Source organism: Methylobacterium sp. CM6246, from assembly GCF_054818005.1.
Genome location: NZ_JBTXKY010000001.1, coordinates 2,547,029 through 2,563,107 on the forward strand (window position 1 = coordinate 2,547,029; position 16,079 = coordinate 2,563,107).

Consider the following 16,079-nt stretch of genomic DNA (forward strand, 5'->3'; position numbering starts at 1 on the left):
TATTCGGCGTCGCGGATCGCACATGGTGGGGACGAATGGGTCCGGGTTACGTGGTCGCGGTGCTTCTCGAAGTGGCCGGGCTGAGCGGTATCGTCGTGGCCGCGTTCGTAATGCGTACGGAGCGGAAGGCGCGGGTGGCCGAATTGCGCAGTTTCCTCCTCTCCGGCCAGACTTCGGTGGCGGTTCCCACCCCGGTCGCGCAGAACCGATGGTTTTCGCCCACGCCCCGTGTCGTGAATGTCCCCGTCGCTACCCAGCAACGCCGTGACGGGCGGCCTCAGGAAACGGCGGCACGATCAGCCTTGGGACGCGCCTTCGCGAGACACGGTTCGACGGAGATGGGCGGGATGGTGGCGGCCTCGATCAGCGCAGGATGACGTCCAGGCCGCTGCCGAGCAGCGTGACGGCGCTGAGGAGGAGCATGAACTTCAGGTCTTCGAAGCGAGTGCACATGGTGGATCCGTCCTCTTGGTGCGGTTCGTCGCCGTTCCGTCGATGCATTATCGTCTGATTAACGACTGTTTCGCGAGTCGTTTCAGGAACTGTTAGGGATTGGACCGCGCTTTCCAATTAGTAAGGTTGATATAAGGTTAAGTTCGATCCGGCCTGTTGAGTTCGTCTTAACGGGGCTTCGGCCGACCGGCGGTGCGCCGCCGCACGATCGCGCGGCAACAGGAAGGGCGCCGGACCATGATGCAGCCATCGACCAGTCCCCTCCTGCGGGTGCGCGACTGGCTTTTCCGGGACCGGCAGACCGGCGCCATCACGATTGCGCAATGGCCGAACCTGCCGCTCTGGTTGTTCCTCGCGCTGACGCTGGCGGCATGGCTGGCAAGCGGCGCCGAGCCCCTGGGATCTTGGCTCGCCATCGGCGCCGATGTCGCCCTGGGCTGGTGGGCAGTCGATGAACTCGTCCGCGGCGTCAACCCATGGCGCAGGATGCTCGGCCTCGCGACGCTGGTCGGACTGGCCGCGCTCGTCTTGCTCCGGCACGGTGGATAGGCTCGTCGTAGGCGCGTCAGCAGCCGCACACGAACCCGTGCCCCGGGATCGACAGCCGGACCTCAGCGGGAGCACGCCTCTACTGATCTTCGCGATCGGCGGTGCGTTTCGGCATGCAAGAGCGGCGACGGCGCGCAATTCAATCGACCGCGGTATTCAATCTCCGCAGCCGGTCGTTACCGGCCGGCTCAAAACCAATCCTGCGTCTCCGGTCCATGTGACTACCGAGAAGCGTAACGGTTGATTGCAGCGTCGCGAAAACTCATGAATGGTCGGGTCGAATTCCGTCCCGAGCAGCGTCGGCCTTTCGAGCTGCGCAGACCCCTGCTCGGCTGCCGTTTAAGCTGGACCGCACGATGACCACGCCAGGCGCCTTCGAATCCTCCGAAGCTGCAGAGCGGCTCGATGAGCGGGCGCAGCTCCTCCGCTACATCGCCGATACCCTGGACCTTCCGGTATCGCTCTTTCGCCGCCGCACCGCGCAAGGCGATGACGGCCCGACGGCCGCCGAATGCGACGCGATCCTGGCGACCTTTTCGCGCATCCGCGATCCGGAGGCCCGGCGGCACTGCCTGGCGCTGGTCTCTCGCTGCGCCGACGCTCAGGAATGACGCCGGTCTCGCTGTGCGCTTGCGCACGTGGGTGGCGTGAGAACCGTATAGACGCCGTGCTATAGGGGCGCCCGCTTCCGCCAGAGGCCCACCCGATCGTCAGGCCGTGCGGAACGTCGCGGCGGCAGACGGGCCCAGAGCCGAGCCGGCGGTCGCCGGTGCACGACGCCCCGCATTCCATTCAGGCCCCGATGCCGATCATCTCCATTTCGAAGCTCTCGAAAACCTATCAGTCCGGCTTCACCGCGTTGAGCGGCATCGACCTCACCATCGAGCGGGGCGAGATCTTCGCGCTGCTGGGCCCGAACGGGGCCGGCAAGTCGACATTGATCAATATCGTCTGCGGCATCGTCACCGCGAGTTCCGGAACGGTGGTGGTCGACGGCCACGACATCGCCGTGGACTACCGCGCCGCGCGCCGGGCGATCGGGCTCGTCCCGCAGGAACTCACCACCGACGCCTTCGAGACGGTGCTGAACACCGTGAGCTTCTCCCGCGGCCTGTTCGGACTGCAGCCCGATCCCGGCCATATCGAGCGGATCCTGCGGGCGCTGTCGCTCTGGGACAAGCGCGACAGCCGCCTGATGACCCTCTCGGGCGGGATGAAGCGCCGGGTTCTGATCGCCAAGGCCCTCTCGCACGAACCCCGGGTGCTGTTCCTCGACGAGCCGACCGCCGGCGTCGATGTGGAGTTGCGCCAGGACATGTGGCGGCTCGTGCGCGACCTGCGCCAGCAGGGCGTCACCGTGATCCTGACCACCCACTACATCGAGGAGGCGGAGGAGATGGCGGACCGGATCGGCGTGATCCGGCGGGGCCAGATCATCCTGGTCGAGGAGAAGGCCGCGCTGATGCGCAAGCTTGGGCGCAAGCAGCTGACCCTGCAGCTCCAGACCCCGATCACCGCGATCCCGCCCGAGCTTGCGGAGTACGAGCTGGCGCTCGCCGGCGACGGCCGTGAACTGGTCTACACCTACGACACCCGCGCGGAGCGGACCGGGATCACCGGCCTGCTCACCGGCCTCGCCGCTGCCGGCATCCGGTTCAGCGATCTTCAGACGGAGCAGAGTTCCCTGGAGGACATCTTCGTCGGCTTGGTGCGCGAGGGAGAGGCACGGATATGAACGCGACCATGAGCATGAACTGGCCGGCCGTCCGCGCCATCTACCGCTTCGAGATGGGCCGCTTCTGGCGTACCGCCGGGCAGAGCATCCTGGCCCCGGTGATCTCGACGACCCTGTACTTCGTGGTGTTCGGGGCCGCGATCGGCTCGCGGGTCTCGGCGGTGGACGACGTGCCCTACGGGCTGTTCATCGTGCCCGGCCTGATCATGCTCTCGCTGCTGACGCAGAGCATCTCGAACGCCTCGTTCGGCATCTACTTCCCGCGCTTCGCCGGCACGATCTACGAGATCCTCTCGGCCCCGATCTCACCGCTGGAGGTGGTGTTGGGCTTCGTCGGCGCGGCTGCGTCCAAGTCGATCCTGATCGGCCTGATCATCCTGGCGACCTCGGCGCTGTTCGTGCCGCTGCGGATCGACCATCCGGTCTGGATGATCGGCTTCCTGCTGCTCACCGCGGTGACGTTCAGCCTGTTCGGCTTCGTCATCGGGCTCTGGGCGGACGGGTTCGAGAAGCTGCAGCTGGTGCCGCTCCTCGTGGTGACGCCCCTGACGTTCCTGGGCGGCAGCTTCTACGCCATCGACATGCTGCCGCCGTTCTGGCACGCGGTGAGCCTCGTCAACCCGGTGGTCTACCTGATCAGCGCCTTCCGCTGGGCGTTCTTCGGCAAGGCGGATGTCAGCATCGCAATCAGCCTCGGGATGACGATGCTGTTTCTGGTGATCTGCCTCGGCCTCGTGACCTACATCTTCCGCACCGGCTACCGCCTGAAGAGCTGACGGTCAGGGCTGCGCGGCGAGGAAGGCCAATACGCCGTCCCGGTGCGGCTTGGCCCCCACCGCGGTGGAGTGGTCCTTGCCCTCGATCTCGAGCGCCCGGGCATCCGGCATCAGGGCAGCCAGCGCGGGGCCCGAGCCCGCGACCGTATCGAGGGTGCCGACCGAGACCAGCACCGGCACCTCGATCTGTGAGAGTTCCGCCCGGCTCAGCGTCTGGCGCGAGCCGCGCATGCAGGCCGCGAGCGCGCGAAGGTCGCTGCGGGTCTGCTCGGCGAAGGTGCGGAACGCCGCGGCGGTCGGGTTCGGAGCGGGGGTGCCGGGGGGCGCCTCCAGCGCCTCCGAGATCCCGGACGGCAAGCCCTTGCCCTCGACGAGGTGCATGCCGAGCCCGCCGATCAGCGCGGACCGGACCCGGTCGGCATGGTCGAGGGCGATGTGGGCGGTGATCCGCCCGCCCATCGAGTAGCCCATCACGTGCGCGCGTTCGATGCCGATATGGTCGAGCAGCCGTATCGCGTCGCCCGCCATGGCCTCCGAGCTGTATTCCGCCGGGTCGTAGAGCTTCTGGCTCTCGCCGTGCCCGCGATTGTCGAGGGCGATCGCCCGGTATCCGGCCTGCGTCAGCGCGCGCACCCACTGGGTGTTGACCCAGTTGACCGCGTGGTTGGAGGCGAAACCATGGATCAGCAGGATCGGCGTGCCGGCCCCCTCCGCCGGCGGGACGTCGATATACGCGATCCGCACGCCGTCCGAATCGAAGGAATCCATGCCGTGCAACCCGTGCCGTCGAAGCTCGGCCTCCGCTTAGACCACAGGGCCGCGCGGGGGCAACGCGGATCGCTCCGCTTGCGGGGGAGGGCGCCGGCTGGCACACCGCCCCGGCTATGACCGATCCCAAGCCCTACGGCACCTACGAACCGGCCGGCCTCGTGGCGGCGATCACCCGCCGGACCAACCGGATCCCGGCCGAGTCCTGGTATGGGCGGCGCCTAGCGCTGTTCCTGCGCCGGATCGCGATCTCGCGACTGGGGGGCAAGCCCCTCGACGTGACCCGCTACGGCGCCCGGATGCGCCTGCACCCCTACAACAACAACTGCGAGAAGAAGGTGCTGTTCACGCCGCAATTCTTCGATCCGCAGGAGCGTGCGCTGCTGCAGGACCGCCTGCCGAAGGACTGCGTCTTCCTGGATATCGGCGCCAACATCGGCGCCTACGCCCTGTGCGTCGCGGCGTTCTCGGGGCCGGCCGCCCGGATCGTCGCAGTCGAGCCCCAACCCGACGTATTCGAGCGCCTCACCTACAACATCGCCCAGAACCCGTTCCACACCGTCAAGGCGGTCGCCTGCGCGGTGGCCGACAAGGCGGGCGAGCTGACCCTGTTCATCGACCCGCGCAACCGCGGCGAGTCGAGCTTGCGGATCGTCGGCACCAACGAGGGCGCCCGGATCACCGTGCCGGCGGTGCCGCTCATCGACCTCCTGCGAACCGAAGGCCTGACCCGGGTCGATGCCATCAAGCTCGACGTCGAGGGCGCCGAGGACCTGATCCTGGAGCCGTTCCTGCGCGAGGCGCCGGAAGCGCTGCTCCCCCGCATCCTGCTCATCGAGAACGGCACCGGCCAGTGGCAGATCGACCTGCCCAAGCACCTGGAGAGGTTGGGCTATCGCGAGATCTCGCGCTCCCGGCTGAACCTGATGTTCGAGCGCCAGGCACCGGTCAGGGCGGCGTGATCACCGGGATCTCGTCGGTCACGGCGACCCCCGCGGGGCTCACCGTGCAGCGATAGGCATGGACCGCGACGCCGGCCGCGCGGGCGTCGCGGAACGCCCGGTCGAAGGCCAGGTCGATGTCCCGCGCGACGTCGAACGCCTCCGCGTGCATCTGCACCACGATGATCACCATCGCCCGGCCGCCATCCACGACCACCTGGGCCAAATCGCGCATGTGCCGGGCGCTGCGGGCGGCGATGCAATCCGGAAATTCCGCGAGGCCCGCCCGGCGCATCAGGTGGCAGTTCTTGACCTCGACGTGGCAGGGCCCGGTGGCCGCGCCGCTCGCCAGGAAATCGACGCGGCTGGCCTTCGCGTAGCGGACTTCCGGACGGAAGACGTCGTGCCCGGCGAGTGAGGCGATCACGCCGGCGCGAAACGCCTCGGCCACCAGGGCGTTCGGGCGCAGGGTGTTGATGCCGACCCATTGCGGGCCGCCCGGCAGGTCGGCCTCCACCAATTCCCAGGTCAGCGGCAGCTTGCGCGCGGGATTGCTCGAGCGGGAGAGCAGGACCGGCCGTCCCGGCACGTTGAGGCCCAGCATCGCACCGGGATTGGGGCAATGCGCGGTGACGAGGCCGTCGTCGGTTTCGATGTCGGCGAGGAAGCGCTTGTAGCGCCGCACCAGCAGACCGGGCGCGAGCGGCGCGGCGAACAGCATCGGGGGGATATCTCCGGGTTCGTGTGGTCCGGGCCGGCGGACGCGCTATCTGCAGAACATCCACCGCCAAAGGTGTCACCGCTGCGGCGGCGAGACCGATGCGCGCGGGATACCGTCGGCCGGACCGCGATCCGGCCTCGACCTGCTCCTCGCCGACAGAGTTCCATGGACCAGCCTTCCGATCCGATCACGGCCGCGATCCTCGTCATCGGCGACGAGATCCTATCGGGGCGTACCAAGGACAAGAACATCGGCACCATCGCCGATTTCCTCACCGCCGCCGGGATCGACCTGCGCGAGGTGCGGATCGTGCCCGACGAGGCCGCGATGATCGTGGAGGCGGTGAACGTCCTGCGGGCGCGCTACACCTACCTGTTCACCACCGGGGGGATCGGGCCCACCCACGACGACATCACCGCCGATTGCGTCGCCCAGGCCTTCGGGGTCGGCATCGACATCGACGAGCGGGCGCGGGCAATGCTGCTGGAACGCCACAAGCCCGAGGACCTAAACGAGGCCCGCCTGCGCATGGCGAGGATCCCGTTCGGCGCCGACCTGATCCCCAACGCGGTGTCGAAGGCCCCGGGCTTCCGCATCGGCAACGTCCACGTCATGGCCGGGGTGCCGAGCATCATGCAGGCCATGCTCGATGCCGTCGCGCCGACGCTGAAAGGCGGTGCCGCGATGATCTCCGAGACCATCGAGGCCGTCGGGCTTCCCGAGGGTCAGTACGCGAGCGAGCTCGGCGAGATCGCCCGGGCCCGGCCGGCCGTGTCGATCGGCTCCTACCCGGCGCTGACGCCGGAGGGATTCCGCAACCGGATCGTGGTGCGCAGCCGGGATGCGCAGGCCCTGACGGAGGCGAAGGCGGCGGTCGAAGCGCTCGTGGCGCGGCTCACGACCTGACACTCTTACGTTCGGTCGCGTGGCGTCAGGGAGCTGAACGGATGATCCAAGATCAGAGGGACCGGGCCGACAAGGAGGCGCGGCGCGACGAGTTGCTGAAGGAGGTGTCCGAGATCGGCCGCCCCGACGCCTACGTGCTGCACGAGGTGATCCGTCTGGAGGGCGACGAGGAGTTGCGCCGCCACGGCATCGCCCTGTTCCTCTCCGCCTTCGCCGCGGGCCTCAGCATCGCGCTGTCGCTGATCGTGCCGGGCGTGCTCAAGAGCCACCTGCCGGAGGCCGACTGGGCCAAGATCGTGACTACGATGGGTTACGCGGTGGGCTTCCTGGTCGTGGTGCTGGGGCGCCAGCAGCTGTTCACCGAGAACACCATCACGCCGATCCTGCCGCTGCTGCACGACCGGACGGTGAAGACCGCCTTCCGGGTGGTGCGGCTCTGGCTGATCGTCCTATGCGGCAACATCCTCGGGACGCTGGCCATCGCCGCGGTGCTCGCCGGCGCCGGTGCGTTCGAGCCGCCGGTGCTCAAGGCCTTCGCGGAGATCAGCCACGACGCCATCGCGCACGGGTTCTGGGCCACCTTCGTGAAGGCGGTCTTCGCCGGCTGGATGATCGCCCTGATGGTCTGGTTCCTGCCGGCCACCGGCAGCGCGGCGCCGTTCGTGATCCTGCTGATGACCTGGCTGGTCTCGCTCTGCGGGCTCGCCCACATCGTCGCCGGCTCCGTAGAAGCCTTCTACCTGCTGATCACCGGCGCGGCCTCGCTCGAGGATTACGGGTACCGGTTCTTCCTGCCGACGCTGCTCGGCAACGTCTTCGGCGGCGTCACCCTGGTGGCGGTGTTGAACTACGGCCAGGTCGCCCCGCAGGTCGAGGAGACCAAAGAGGTCGAGGGCGACCGCCCCGACTGACCGGACGCGCTTGCTGACGCCGAACCGGTCTCCAGTTCGCGCGTGCCTGGGGGCTAATCGAGGCTCACCGGCGGGCTGATCAGGTGGTCGAGGTCATCGAGGATCCAGGTCATCGTCCCACGGAGGGGGCCGTACAGGCCGATCTGGTGCTGCCGGTACAGCAGGTCGTGCGTGAGCCGCGCTGAGAGGCCGTTCAGCCGGCCGCCACCGAACGTGTAGCGCCCCAGGGTGCCCCATCCGTTGAAATCGGCCAGCGAGACGATGGCGCCCTTCTCGACATACTGGAACGGCGGCAGCTCGGTCGCGACGGTGTCGCCCCGGGCCAGCGCCCGACCGAGGTGGGACGCGAGGTGCTGCGCCTGCTGGCGCGCCGCCTGGGCCGTGGCCGGCACGGGTTTACCGGTCTTGCGGTCAACGAGGCTGGCGCAATCCCCGAGCGCGACGATCGCCGAGTCCCGGGTCGTGCGCAGGTCGGGGCCGACCGTGAGCTGGCCGGTCCGCGACCGCTCCAGCCCCTCGACGGCACCGAGCACGTCCGGGGCCTTCACGCCGGCGGCCCAGACCTTCAACCCAGCCGAGATGCGGCTGCCATCCTGTAGGGTGAAGCCAGATGCGTCCGCGCCCGTCACCATGGCGCCGGTCCGTACCTCCACGGCAAGATCCGACAGGGTCCGGGCGGCGGCCCGGGAGACCCGCTCCGGGAACGCCGGCAGGAGGCGCGGACCGCTCTCGATGAGGGTCAGGCGCAGCCGGCGCGGCAGATCCGGCGAGCCGTAATCCGACGCCAGGTTGATGGCGTGCTTCAGCTCCGCGGCCAGTTCGACACCGGTGGCGCCGCCGCCCACGATGGCGATCTCGAGCCGGTCGGGACTGTCGAGCCGGGCCAGCAGGTGGCGCCGCAGATGCCGGTGGAACGATTCCGCCTCGGTGAGGTCATCGATGGTCAGGCAGTGCTCGGCGACGCCGGGGGTTCCGAAATCGTTGGCCCTGCTGCCGATGGCGAGGACCAGGAGATCGTAGTCGAGATCGACGTCCGGCCGCCCCTGCGCCGCCTCGACCGCGAGGCGCACCCGGCGGGTCGCACGGTCGATCCCAATCAGGGTCCCGGGCTGGAACCGGAAGCCGTTCCGGCGCGCCTGCGCGAAGAAATCAACCTTCTGCCGATCGGGCCGGGCGGTGCCGGCGGCGAAGGTATGAAGCATCGGCTTCCAGACATGTGACAGGCTGCGATCGGCCAGCACGATTTCGGCTTTGCCACCGCGGCCGAGGCTGGTGGCCACCTCGATTCCCGCAACCCCACCACCGACGATCACGATCCGCGCCTTGTCCGCCATGCCGTCTCCCGGAACTTCCGTTCCCGGTGAACGCAGTCCCGGCGTCGATGTTCGCAACCTGCTGTCCGGACATACCATGCCGTCAGTCGTCTCAGCGCGGACTTCACGGTCGACAAGAGACCGTCGGCGTTGGATCGACGAACCCGGTGTCGTCGGTTGGCATCCGGATCATTGCGGCACCACCCGGAACAGCCGCGCCAACGCAGATCCCCGGTCGGGTCGCGGCCCGGCGTCAGACGCCTCTTATCGACGCGCCGAAGACATTGTGTAACGCTTCGTTTACCATTTAATCATTGTTAATGACCAATGATTAACGCCGAGATTAGCGTTTAATAGCGCACAATCTGACTAAAAGGGGCGGCTGAATGGTTGATCTGTCCGGCTATCGGCTGACGTTCGACGACGAGTTCAACAGCCGCAGCATCTCTTCGAACGGGGCCGGGACCACCTACGCGGACATCCGCGCCGAATGGCGAACGGCCGACGGCAAAGCTGATGTCGGCTTCGGGCGTTCATCCTTCGTGGATCCGTCGTCAGGCTACGATCCGTTCAGCGTCCAGAACGGCACGCTCTCGATCACGGCCGTGCCCGACCGAACCGCGTCGGGCGTTCCAGGCAGCTGGGAATCGGGCCTGATCACCACGCAGGGCAACTTCTCGCAGACCTACGGCTACTTCGAGATCCGGGCTGATTTCTCCAACGATTCGAATGCCTGGGACGCGTTCTGGCTGCTGCCGAACCAGCAGAGTCCGACGTCGAGCGCAACCAATGGTCACCAGGAACTGGACGTCGTCGAGCATTATGGCAACGACGACCGGAGCGTCTACAGCACGATCCACACGACCGATCCGCAGAACGGCATACCTTGGCAGACCAATCGGCAAGTCGTCACCGGCCTCAACAATCCATCCGGCTATCACACCTACGGGATGAATTGGCAGGCGGACAAGATCAGCTTCTACGTCGACGGCCAGCTGACCGGATCGCAGATCACGCCGTCGGATCTACACAGCCCGATGTATCTGCTCGCCGATTTGGCGGTCCGGAGCGAAGGGACCGCCACGGGAAGCCCGATCACATCGAACATCGATTACATCCGGGTCTACTCCAACAGCACGAACGCGGTCGCGGTCCCTCAGGGCCGGGTTTCGTCTCCGGATGGGTACGATCCGGGCCTCTACGGAGCCGCCGCCGCCCGTTCGGTCGCCCCGATAGCGGTCGGGTCGTCACCCATCCGGGGAGGGGCAGCCGCGTCGTCATCCGTGTCAGGTCCCGCAGCATCGTCGCCGACATCCGGCGCGGCGACATCATCGCCCGCGACAGGTGCGGCCGCGGCGCCGTCCGGCACGGAGGCCACGCCCGGATCGTCGCCATCCGCCACTCCGGCGCCGTGCTACTGCACCGGCACCCGCATCCTGACCGAACACGGTGAGGTCGCAGTCGAGAATCTCCGGGTCGGGCAGCGGGTGGTGACCGCCTCCGGGCCGCTTCGGCCGATCCGCTGGATCGGCACGCGCCGCTATCCCGGCTCGACCGCTCCGCGAGCGGACCGGCCCGTCCGCATCACGGCGGGTGCCCTGGCGGACGGCATACCGTTCCGGGACCTCTGGGTCTCGCCGGACCATGCGCTCCATCTGGACGGCCTGCTCGTCGCCGCGGGCCATCTCGTCAACGGCCGGTCCATCACGCGCGGTGAGGCGGTGGCCGACCTGACCTACTGGCATGTCGAACTCGACGCGCATGACCTGCTGCTGGCCGAGGGAGCACCGGCCGAGAGTTTCTTCCCTGCAGCCGACCTGCGCGCGCGGTTCGACGGCGGCATGGGCTGGCCGGGAACGCGTCCGACAGCCGCGCCCTATGCCGAGCGCGTGGAGGATGGTCCGACCCTCACGGCGCTGGCCCGTCGCCTGATCCAACGGGCCGGCCTGTCGGTGAACGAGCCGGGTTTCGGTGATCTCCGAGGCAGCCTGGATTTGTGCGAGATCCGGAACGGCGACCTGCGCGTCGCCGGTTGGGCACAGGATGCCACGCATCCGAGTGGACCGGTCTGCCTGGATGTCCTCTTGGACGGCGTCGTGGTCGCCATGACGCTGGCGGAGATCGATCGGCCCGATCTCGGTGCGGCCGCGATCGGGGAGGGGCGGCACGGGTTCGACCTGGGTCTCGACGTGCCGCTCGCGGTCGGCGTCTTCCAAACCGTATCGGTGCGTCGTTCGGCCGACGGAGCCAAGATCGGGGCCATGCGGCTCGATGCAACGGGTGAATGGAGTCGGGCGCAGGTCGCCTGATTTCGGAAAGCGACACCATGACGATGCGCGGCAGTATCGACGTGCTCAGCCATCGCCGCATCGTCGGCTGGGCGTGGGAGATGGATGCTCCGGACGTTCCGGTCGCCATCCTGGTGGCGGTCGACCGGCGCATCCTCGGACGCTGCCGGGCCGACCTGTTCCGCGAGGATCTCGCCATCGAAGGTATCGGCACGGGCCGATGCGGTTTCGCGCTGGACCTCCCGGTCGGGCTGCTCTCTCCGCGCCAGGATTACGCGATCAGCGTGCGGCGGGAGGGCGACGGCGCGCACCTGCCGGGCTCACCCTACGTGCTCCCGGCAACGCTTCGGATCGTCCCCACGCCGTGACGTCCCTGCCACACCGCCGTCGGGACCGGGTCGCGGCCGGGAACCGGCATCCGTGGCAATCAAACGAAAAAAGCCGCCCGGAGGCGGCTTCTCGTCGGCGTGGACCTTTCGGAATCAGGACCGCAGGCGGGTCCGAACTTCGCCGAGGCTGGCGCGAATCAGGCCCTGCGCGGCATCGCCCTGCATCCGCTCGCGCAGGATGGTCTCGGAGACCTTCACGGCCGCATCGGCTGCCGCCGCCCGGACCTGGGCTTCGGCCTGCACCTCAGCCTGCGCGATCTTGGTCTCGGCGGCCTTGGTGCGCCGGGCCAGGAAGTCGTCCAGCTTGCGATGGCCTTCCTCGGCGGCGCGCTTGGCCTCCTCGCGGGCACTGGCGATGATCGACTCGGCCTCCTTCTCGGCCTCGGCGCGACGGCGCTTGTAGTCGGCCAGCACGGTGGCGGCCTCCTCGCGCAGGCGCTTGGCCTCGTCGAGCTCGTGGCGGACGCGGGTGGCGCGACCGTCGAGGCCCTTCGTCATGGTCGAGAAGGCGCCGGCCTTCCAGGCGATCCCCATGAAGATCACGAACGCGACGGCGACCCAGAATTCGGCTTCGAGCAGCATCGTGGGTTCCCGTTCAGTGTGCGGTGGCGTCGAGGGCGCGGTCGAGGGTCGCCGGATCGGGCGCCTGGCCCGTCAGGCGCTCCACGATCGCCACCGCGGTCTCGCCGGCGATGCTGCGGACGTTGCCCATCGCAGCCTCGGTCCGCGTGCGGATCGTCGCCTCGGCGGACGAGAGCTTCGTGTTCAGGTCGGCTTCGAGCGCCTTGCGCTTGGCATCGGCCTCGGCGGCCAGCTCGTTCCGGGTGGTCTGGGCGATGTCGCGGGCTTTGCCCTGCGCATCGCGAAGCGCGGTCTCGTAGGCCAGACCGGCGGCATCGGCCTCGGACTTCATGGCCTGGGCCTGGTCGAGATCGGTCCGCAGGCGCTCGGCGCGGGCGTGCAGGATCGCCTGGATCCGCGGCAGCGCAACCTTATCCATGAGGTAATAGAGGAGACCGAAGGCCAGCGCGAGCCAGATCAGCTGCGACAGGAACCCGGAGGTCTCGAAGGGCGGGAAGGCACCGCTATGTGCTTCCGTGTGCTCGACATGGCCGGGCACGAGCTGCGTGTCGGCGCCCGGGGGCGGCGTGGTGAGGGGATTCGGCTGCGCCATGAGACCGCTACACTGACACCGTTCGCACAGGTCACCGCCGACGCGGTGACGGAAGAAGGCGGACGCCTCGTTCGCGAAGCGTCCACCCGTTGGTCGGGCGGTGAGAGCCCGGTGGAGGCCGCGGTGTCCGCGGCCCCCGAGCGCGTCGATCAGACGGCGAAGAGCAGCAGCAGCGCGATGAGCAGCGAGAAGATGCCCAGCGCCTCGGTCAGGGCGAAGCCCAGGAGCAGCGTGGCGCGCTGGCCGTCGGCCGCGGAGGGGTTGCGAAGGGCGCCGGCGAGGAACTGACCGAACAGGTTGCCGAGGCCGATGCCTGCACCCGCCATGCCAAGGCAGGCGAGGCCGGCGCCGATGTACTTCGCAGCGACGGGATCCATGATAACTCCTGAGGTCTCTTCAGATCGAAACGTGCGGTGACGTTCGCGGCGGGTGGAGCCGGCCAAGTCCGGAGGCCGGGGTGAAGCTGAGCGGCCTGGGCGTGCGCCTAGTGGCCGGGGTGGAGAGCGTCGTTGAGGTAGATCGCCGTCAGCGTCGCGAAGACGTAGGCCTGAAGCGCCGCAACGAGGAACTCGAGAGCGGTCAGCGCGATCGTCAGGAACAGCGGGAGGGGCGATAGCACGCTCCAGGCCCCTGCGAGAAGAAGCTGGACCACGAAGAACGCGAAGATCTTCATCGCGATGTGGCCGGCGAGCACGTTCGCGAACAGACGCACCGACAGGCTGATCGGCCGCGAGATGAACGAGATGATCTCGATCGGCACCAGGATCGCCAGCAGCGGCTTCGGCACGCCCGACGGCACGAACAGCCCGAAGAAGTGGGTGCCGTGCTTCATGACGCCGAAGATCACCACGACGGAGATCACCAGGGCGGCGAGGCCGAAGGTGATGACCAGGTGGCTGGTCACCGCGAACGCGTACGGGATCATCCCGAACAGGTTCAGGATCAGCACGAACATGAACAGGGAGAACACAAGCGGCATGAACCGCTTGCCGCCGTCGCCGGTCGCCTGGTGGAGCGTGTCGGCGATGAACTCGTAGAAGATCTCGGCCAGCGACTGCATCCGCCCCGGAACCACCGAGCGCGATGCCGTCGCCACGATCGTGATCAGGGCGATCACGCCGACGGCGGCGAACATGTACAGGGCGGATTGCGTGAACGCGAGTTGCTGATGGCCGATATGGCCGAGCGATACGAGCGGCTTCAGCTCGAACTGATGGATCGGGTCGATCGTGACCGCCATTCCCGCTTCCGCCCCTCTTGATCCGGCGCATCGACAGCGTCGATCGCCTCAAACCCCTATCGACCGGCGCGCCTTATGGCTCCTGCCGATCGCCTCGTCCGGGACGCGCGCCGGCAAAACCAGACACCCGCATCACGTTGTAGATCCCCGCCACGAACCCCAGCATGAGGAGGACGATCAGGCCCCAGGGTTTCGTCCCGAAGACATGATCGACGATCCAGCCGAGTATGCCCCCCGCGATCACGCCTGCGACGAACTCCGTGGAGATCGTCATGGCCTGACCGAGCGAGGAGGGCCCGGTACCCCGAGGCCGCAAGGAAGGATCGGGAGCGGCCTGCGGACGCTTCCGTTCGATCTGCGTCTCGAGACGTCTGAGCCTCGCGGAGAGTTCGCTGTCCGTCGGCGTTCCCGCGGTCTCTTTCCCGTCCCTGGAATCGTCGCCGCTCACGGCTGAAACTCACAGGGCGGGAGGATCTGAAACCGGCTGGACGCCCCCATCAAGCGGGCGCACCATAGTTTCGCCTATCTTGGGTGTCAAGGCGACGTCGATACATAGTAAGTACTTGATCTTTATGTTGTTTTCAGGTTTTAGCCCTGGCTCTGCGGTGGTGCTTCGCGCATCGGCCGCCGCGACGATCAGGCGCCGATGATCGGCTTGATGACCTTCTCCATGCCGTCGATCGTCATCTCGCCGGTGTAGCGCTCGCCGTTGATGAAGAAGGTCGGCGTGGAATCGACCTTCATCACGTCCAGCCCGCGCTGCTTCACGGCGTTGACCGCACCGTAGACCTTCTGGTCCTTCAGGCAGGCCTCGAACGTCTCCTTGGTGTAGCCGGCCTGACGGAGCATCTGCTCGAGCGCGTCGACGGGCTTCTGGGTGAAGGCCCAGGCCGGCTGCTGGTCGAACAGCAGGTCGGTGATCGGGTAATACTTGGCCTCGCCCTGGCAGCGCGCCAGCATGAAGGCTGCGGTGGCCAGCGGGTCGAGGGGGAATTCGCGCAGAGTGAAGCGCACCTTGCCGGTATCGATGTAGCGCTCCTTGAGCACCGGCCAGGTGGTGCGATGGAACGCGGCGCAGTGCGAGCAGGTCATCGAGGCGTATTCGATGATCGTGCACTTGGCATCGGCCGGGCCGAGCCAGACGTCGCCGAGCGGGCCCGGCTGCATCAGGGCGGCCAGATCGGCGTTCTGCGCCCAGGCCGAGCGGGCCAGGTAAGGCAGGGCCAATCCGGCGCCGAGCGCGAGGCCGGTGAACTTGAGAGCGTCGCGTCGCGTGGTCATGGGCAGGCTCCGCCGGATCTGGTTGGTCTTGGCGTTTTTATCTTGGCGTCCCGATGCGGGTACTCGGGCGCGGCTTTCCTGGCAAGATGACGCAATCGCCGCTGAAACCGGCAGGTCAGCGCTCCGGCCGCGTGGCCACCGCGGCGATCCCGAGGCGGTCCAGGGCGGCGCGTAACCCGTCATCCTCGATCCCGGCCACCGCGCGCTTCACCTCCACGGCCCGGGACGGGTCGATACCGGTGCGCGGCGCCGGCCGGCCGCCGCGGCCGACCCGGTCCTGCTGCAGCACGATGCGCGAGACGCAGGCCCAGCCGTAATGCGCGTTGATGCGCTGGATCACCACAGGCGCGAGATGCTGGAGCTCGATCGCGAAGACGCCCTCGACCCGGACCACGAGCGTGCCGGATTCCGGCGCGTCGGCCTCCTTGCGGCGGCGCTTGGGCCATTCGAGCTTCGAGGGCCGGCAATAGCGGGCCAGCCGCTCGCCGACGATTTCCGGCCAGGCCGCCAGGATATCGGTGGACGCGAAGCCCTGCGCCGCGAAAGCGGGCCCGATGCAGCTCTCGATCAGCTCGGCCAGCGGTTTGACGCGCGCCATGGTGCTCTGGGCCTCGCCCCCGGATGAATCGCATCA

The 16,079-nt window shown here is 67.9% G+C and carries 20 protein-coding genes; 10 read left to right on the plus strand and 10 right to left on the minus strand.

Features of this window, described 5'->3' with window-relative positions; genetic code table 11:
- Positions 1-35 precede the first annotated feature (35 nt).
- From ACYQPG_RS12520 to ACYQPG_RS12540, 5 genes are all read left to right on the plus strand, one after another.
- Complete coding sequence (locus ACYQPG_RS12520; protein WP_461231071.1) at positions 36-377, plus strand: hypothetical protein; 342 nt, start codon at positions 36-38, stop codon at positions 375-377.
- Positions 378-690: 313 nt separating this feature from the next.
- Positions 691-1,002 carry a hypothetical protein gene (locus ACYQPG_RS12525; RefSeq protein ID WP_147852898.1) on the plus strand — a complete coding sequence of 104 codons (312 nt, stop codon included), beginning with the start codon at positions 691-693 and terminating at the stop codon, positions 1,000-1,002.
- Between the two features lie 356 nt (positions 1,003-1,358).
- Positions 1,359-1,613, plus strand: coding sequence for a hypothetical protein (locus tag ACYQPG_RS12530; protein ID WP_147905743.1), 255 nt, complete (start codon positions 1,359-1,361; stop codon positions 1,611-1,613).
- A gap of 191 nt (positions 1,614-1,804) precedes the next feature.
- Positions 1,805-2,737 carry an ABC transporter ATP-binding protein gene (locus ACYQPG_RS12535; protein ID WP_147905817.1) on the plus strand — a complete coding sequence of 311 codons (933 nt, stop codon included), beginning with the start codon at positions 1,805-1,807 and terminating at the stop codon, positions 2,735-2,737.
- Between the two features lie 14 nt (positions 2,738-2,751).
- Positions 2,752-3,513 (plus strand): ABC transporter permease, encoded by a 762-nt coding sequence (locus ACYQPG_RS12540; RefSeq protein ID WP_147905818.1) that lies wholly within the window; start codon positions 2,752-2,754, stop codon positions 3,511-3,513.
- Positions 3,514-3,516: 3 nt separating this feature from the next.
- On the opposite strand, the gene ACYQPG_RS12545 is transcribed toward ACYQPG_RS12540, so the two are convergent.
- On the minus strand, positions 3,517-4,281 hold the full coding sequence (locus ACYQPG_RS12545; RefSeq protein ID WP_147938084.1) for an alpha/beta fold hydrolase: 765 nt from the start codon (positions 4,279-4,281) through the stop codon (positions 3,517-3,519).
- A gap of 116 nt (positions 4,282-4,397) precedes the next feature.
- Between ACYQPG_RS12545 and ACYQPG_RS12550 the strand changes: the two genes are divergently transcribed.
- On the plus strand, positions 4,398-5,243 hold the full coding sequence (locus tag ACYQPG_RS12550; RefSeq protein WP_419829546.1) for an FkbM family methyltransferase: 846 nt from the start codon (positions 4,398-4,400) through the stop codon (positions 5,241-5,243).
- On the opposite strand, the gene sfsA is transcribed toward ACYQPG_RS12550, so the two are convergent.
- Complete coding sequence (gene sfsA, locus ACYQPG_RS12555) at positions 5,230-5,943, minus strand: DNA/RNA nuclease SfsA (protein WP_461231073.1); 714 nt, start codon at positions 5,941-5,943, stop codon at positions 5,230-5,232. The two genes, ACYQPG_RS12550 and sfsA, sit on opposite strands and share 14 nt — an antisense overlap.
- 165 nt (positions 5,944-6,108) lie before the next feature.
- On the opposite strand from sfsA, the gene ACYQPG_RS12560 reads away from it, so the two are divergent.
- Both ACYQPG_RS12560 and ACYQPG_RS12565 read left to right on the plus strand, forming a co-directional pair.
- Positions 6,109-6,849 carry a competence/damage-inducible protein A gene (locus ACYQPG_RS12560; RefSeq protein ID WP_147938086.1) on the plus strand — a complete coding sequence of 247 codons (741 nt, stop codon included), beginning with the start codon at positions 6,109-6,111 and terminating at the stop codon, positions 6,847-6,849.
- Positions 6,850-6,890: 41 nt separating this feature from the next.
- Positions 6,891-7,760, plus strand: coding sequence for a formate/nitrite transporter family protein (locus ACYQPG_RS12565; protein WP_419829548.1), 870 nt, complete (start codon positions 6,891-6,893; stop codon positions 7,758-7,760).
- Positions 7,761-7,813: 53 nt separating this feature from the next.
- On the opposite strand, the gene ACYQPG_RS12570 is transcribed toward ACYQPG_RS12565, so the two are convergent.
- Positions 7,814-9,094 (minus strand): NAD(P)/FAD-dependent oxidoreductase, encoded by a 1,281-nt coding sequence (locus tag ACYQPG_RS12570; protein ID WP_419829549.1) that lies wholly within the window; start codon positions 9,092-9,094, stop codon positions 7,814-7,816.
- Positions 9,095-9,459: 365 nt separating this feature from the next.
- Here ACYQPG_RS12570 and ACYQPG_RS12575 point away from each other — a divergent pair, with 365 nt between their 5' ends.
- Positions 9,460-11,382, plus strand: a complete 1,923-nt coding sequence (locus ACYQPG_RS12575) for a Hint domain-containing protein (protein WP_461231075.1) — start codon at positions 9,460-9,462, stop codon at positions 11,380-11,382.
- A 17-nt stretch (positions 11,383-11,399) separates the two neighbouring features.
- The gene (locus tag ACYQPG_RS12580; protein WP_419829551.1) at positions 11,400-11,729 is read left to right on the plus strand and encodes a hypothetical protein; all 330 of its coding nucleotides are present in this window, start codon (positions 11,400-11,402) and stop codon (positions 11,727-11,729) included.
- A 114-nt stretch (positions 11,730-11,843) separates the two neighbouring features.
- Here the strand turns inward: ACYQPG_RS12580 and ACYQPG_RS12585 are convergent, their stop codons facing one another.
- From ACYQPG_RS12585 to ACYQPG_RS12615, 7 genes are all read right to left on the minus strand, one after another.
- The gene (locus ACYQPG_RS12585; protein ID WP_187193699.1) at positions 11,844-12,329 is read right to left on the minus strand and encodes a F0F1 ATP synthase subunit B family protein; all 486 of its coding nucleotides are present in this window, start codon (positions 12,327-12,329) and stop codon (positions 11,844-11,846) included.
- Between the two features lie 16 nt (positions 12,330-12,345).
- Positions 12,346-12,924, minus strand: a complete 579-nt coding sequence (locus ACYQPG_RS12590; protein ID WP_147938090.1) for a F0F1 ATP synthase subunit B family protein — start codon at positions 12,922-12,924, stop codon at positions 12,346-12,348.
- Positions 12,925-13,073: 149 nt separating this feature from the next.
- Positions 13,074-13,301: a F0F1 ATP synthase subunit C gene (locus tag ACYQPG_RS12595; protein WP_007566773.1), complete on the minus strand. Its 228-nt coding sequence runs from the start codon at positions 13,299-13,301 to the stop codon at positions 13,074-13,076.
- A 107-nt stretch (positions 13,302-13,408) separates the two neighbouring features.
- On the minus strand, positions 13,409-14,164 hold the full coding sequence (locus ACYQPG_RS12600) for a F0F1 ATP synthase subunit A (protein ID WP_147905754.1): 756 nt from the start codon (positions 14,162-14,164) through the stop codon (positions 13,409-13,411).
- Positions 14,165-14,237: 73 nt separating this feature from the next.
- Entirely contained in the window at positions 14,238-14,612 is a 375-nt protein-coding gene (locus ACYQPG_RS12605; RefSeq protein ID WP_147938091.1) for an AtpZ/AtpI family protein, read from the minus strand.
- A 188-nt stretch (positions 14,613-14,800) separates the two neighbouring features.
- Positions 14,801-15,445, minus strand: a complete 645-nt coding sequence (locus tag ACYQPG_RS12610) for a DsbA family protein (protein WP_147938092.1) — start codon at positions 15,443-15,445, stop codon at positions 14,801-14,803.
- 115 nt (positions 15,446-15,560) lie between these two features.
- Positions 15,561-16,043, minus strand: a complete 483-nt coding sequence (locus ACYQPG_RS12615; RefSeq protein WP_147905819.1) for a DUF721 domain-containing protein — start codon at positions 16,041-16,043, stop codon at positions 15,561-15,563.
- Between the last annotated feature and the right edge of the window lie 36 nt (positions 16,044-16,079).

What these genes read in the sequence shown, in the direction of transcription:
- ACYQPG_RS12520 (WP_461231071.1), top strand. Translation starts at nt 36, where the DNA reads ATGGGTCCGGGTTACGTGGTCGCGGTGCTTCTCGAAGTGGCCGGGCTG.
- ACYQPG_RS12525 (WP_147852898.1), top strand. Translation starts at nt 691, where the DNA reads ATGATGCAGCCATCGACCAGTCCCCTCCTGCGGGTGCGCGACTGGCTT.
- ACYQPG_RS12530 (WP_147905743.1), top strand. Translation starts at nt 1,359, where the DNA reads ATGACCACGCCAGGCGCCTTCGAATCCTCCGAAGCTGCAGAGCGGCTC.
- ACYQPG_RS12535 (WP_147905817.1), top strand. Translation starts at nt 1,805, where the DNA reads ATGCCGATCATCTCCATTTCGAAGCTCTCGAAAACCTATCAGTCCGGC.
- ACYQPG_RS12540 (WP_147905818.1), top strand. Translation starts at nt 2,752, where the DNA reads ATGAACTGGCCGGCCGTCCGCGCCATCTACCGCTTCGAGATGGGCCGC.
- ACYQPG_RS12545 (WP_147938084.1), bottom strand. Translation starts at nt 4,281, where the DNA reads ATGGATTCCTTCGATTCGGACGGCGTGCGGATCGCGTATATCGACGTC.
- ACYQPG_RS12550 (WP_419829546.1), top strand. Translation starts at nt 4,398, where the DNA reads ATGACCGATCCCAAGCCCTACGGCACCTACGAACCGGCCGGCCTCGTG.
- sfsA (WP_461231073.1), bottom strand. Translation starts at nt 5,943, where the DNA reads ATGCTGTTCGCCGCGCCGCTCGCGCCCGGTCTGCTGGTGCGGCGCTAC.
- ACYQPG_RS12560 (WP_147938086.1), top strand. Translation starts at nt 6,109, where the DNA reads ATGGACCAGCCTTCCGATCCGATCACGGCCGCGATCCTCGTCATCGGC.
- ACYQPG_RS12565 (WP_419829548.1), top strand. Translation starts at nt 6,891, where the DNA reads ATGATCCAAGATCAGAGGGACCGGGCCGACAAGGAGGCGCGGCGCGAC.
- ACYQPG_RS12570 (WP_419829549.1), bottom strand. Translation starts at nt 9,094, where the DNA reads ATGGCGGACAAGGCGCGGATCGTGATCGTCGGTGGTGGGGTTGCGGGA.
- ACYQPG_RS12575 (WP_461231075.1), top strand. Translation starts at nt 9,460, where the DNA reads ATGGTTGATCTGTCCGGCTATCGGCTGACGTTCGACGACGAGTTCAAC.
- ACYQPG_RS12580 (WP_419829551.1), top strand. Translation starts at nt 11,400, where the DNA reads ATGACGATGCGCGGCAGTATCGACGTGCTCAGCCATCGCCGCATCGTC.
- ACYQPG_RS12590 (WP_147938090.1), bottom strand. Translation starts at nt 12,924, where the DNA reads ATGGCGCAGCCGAATCCCCTCACCACGCCGCCCCCGGGCGCCGACACG.
- ACYQPG_RS12595 (WP_007566773.1), bottom strand. Translation starts at nt 13,301, where the DNA reads ATGGATCCCGTCGCTGCGAAGTACATCGGCGCCGGCCTCGCCTGCCTT.
- ACYQPG_RS12600 (WP_147905754.1), bottom strand. Translation starts at nt 14,164, where the DNA reads ATGGCGGTCACGATCGACCCGATCCATCAGTTCGAGCTGAAGCCGCTC.
- ACYQPG_RS12610 (WP_147938092.1), bottom strand. Translation starts at nt 15,445, where the DNA reads ATGACCACGCGACGCGACGCTCTCAAGTTCACCGGCCTCGCGCTCGGC.
- ACYQPG_RS12615 (WP_147905819.1), bottom strand. Translation starts at nt 16,043, where the DNA reads ATGGCGCGCGTCAAACCGCTGGCCGAGCTGATCGAGAGCTGCATCGGG.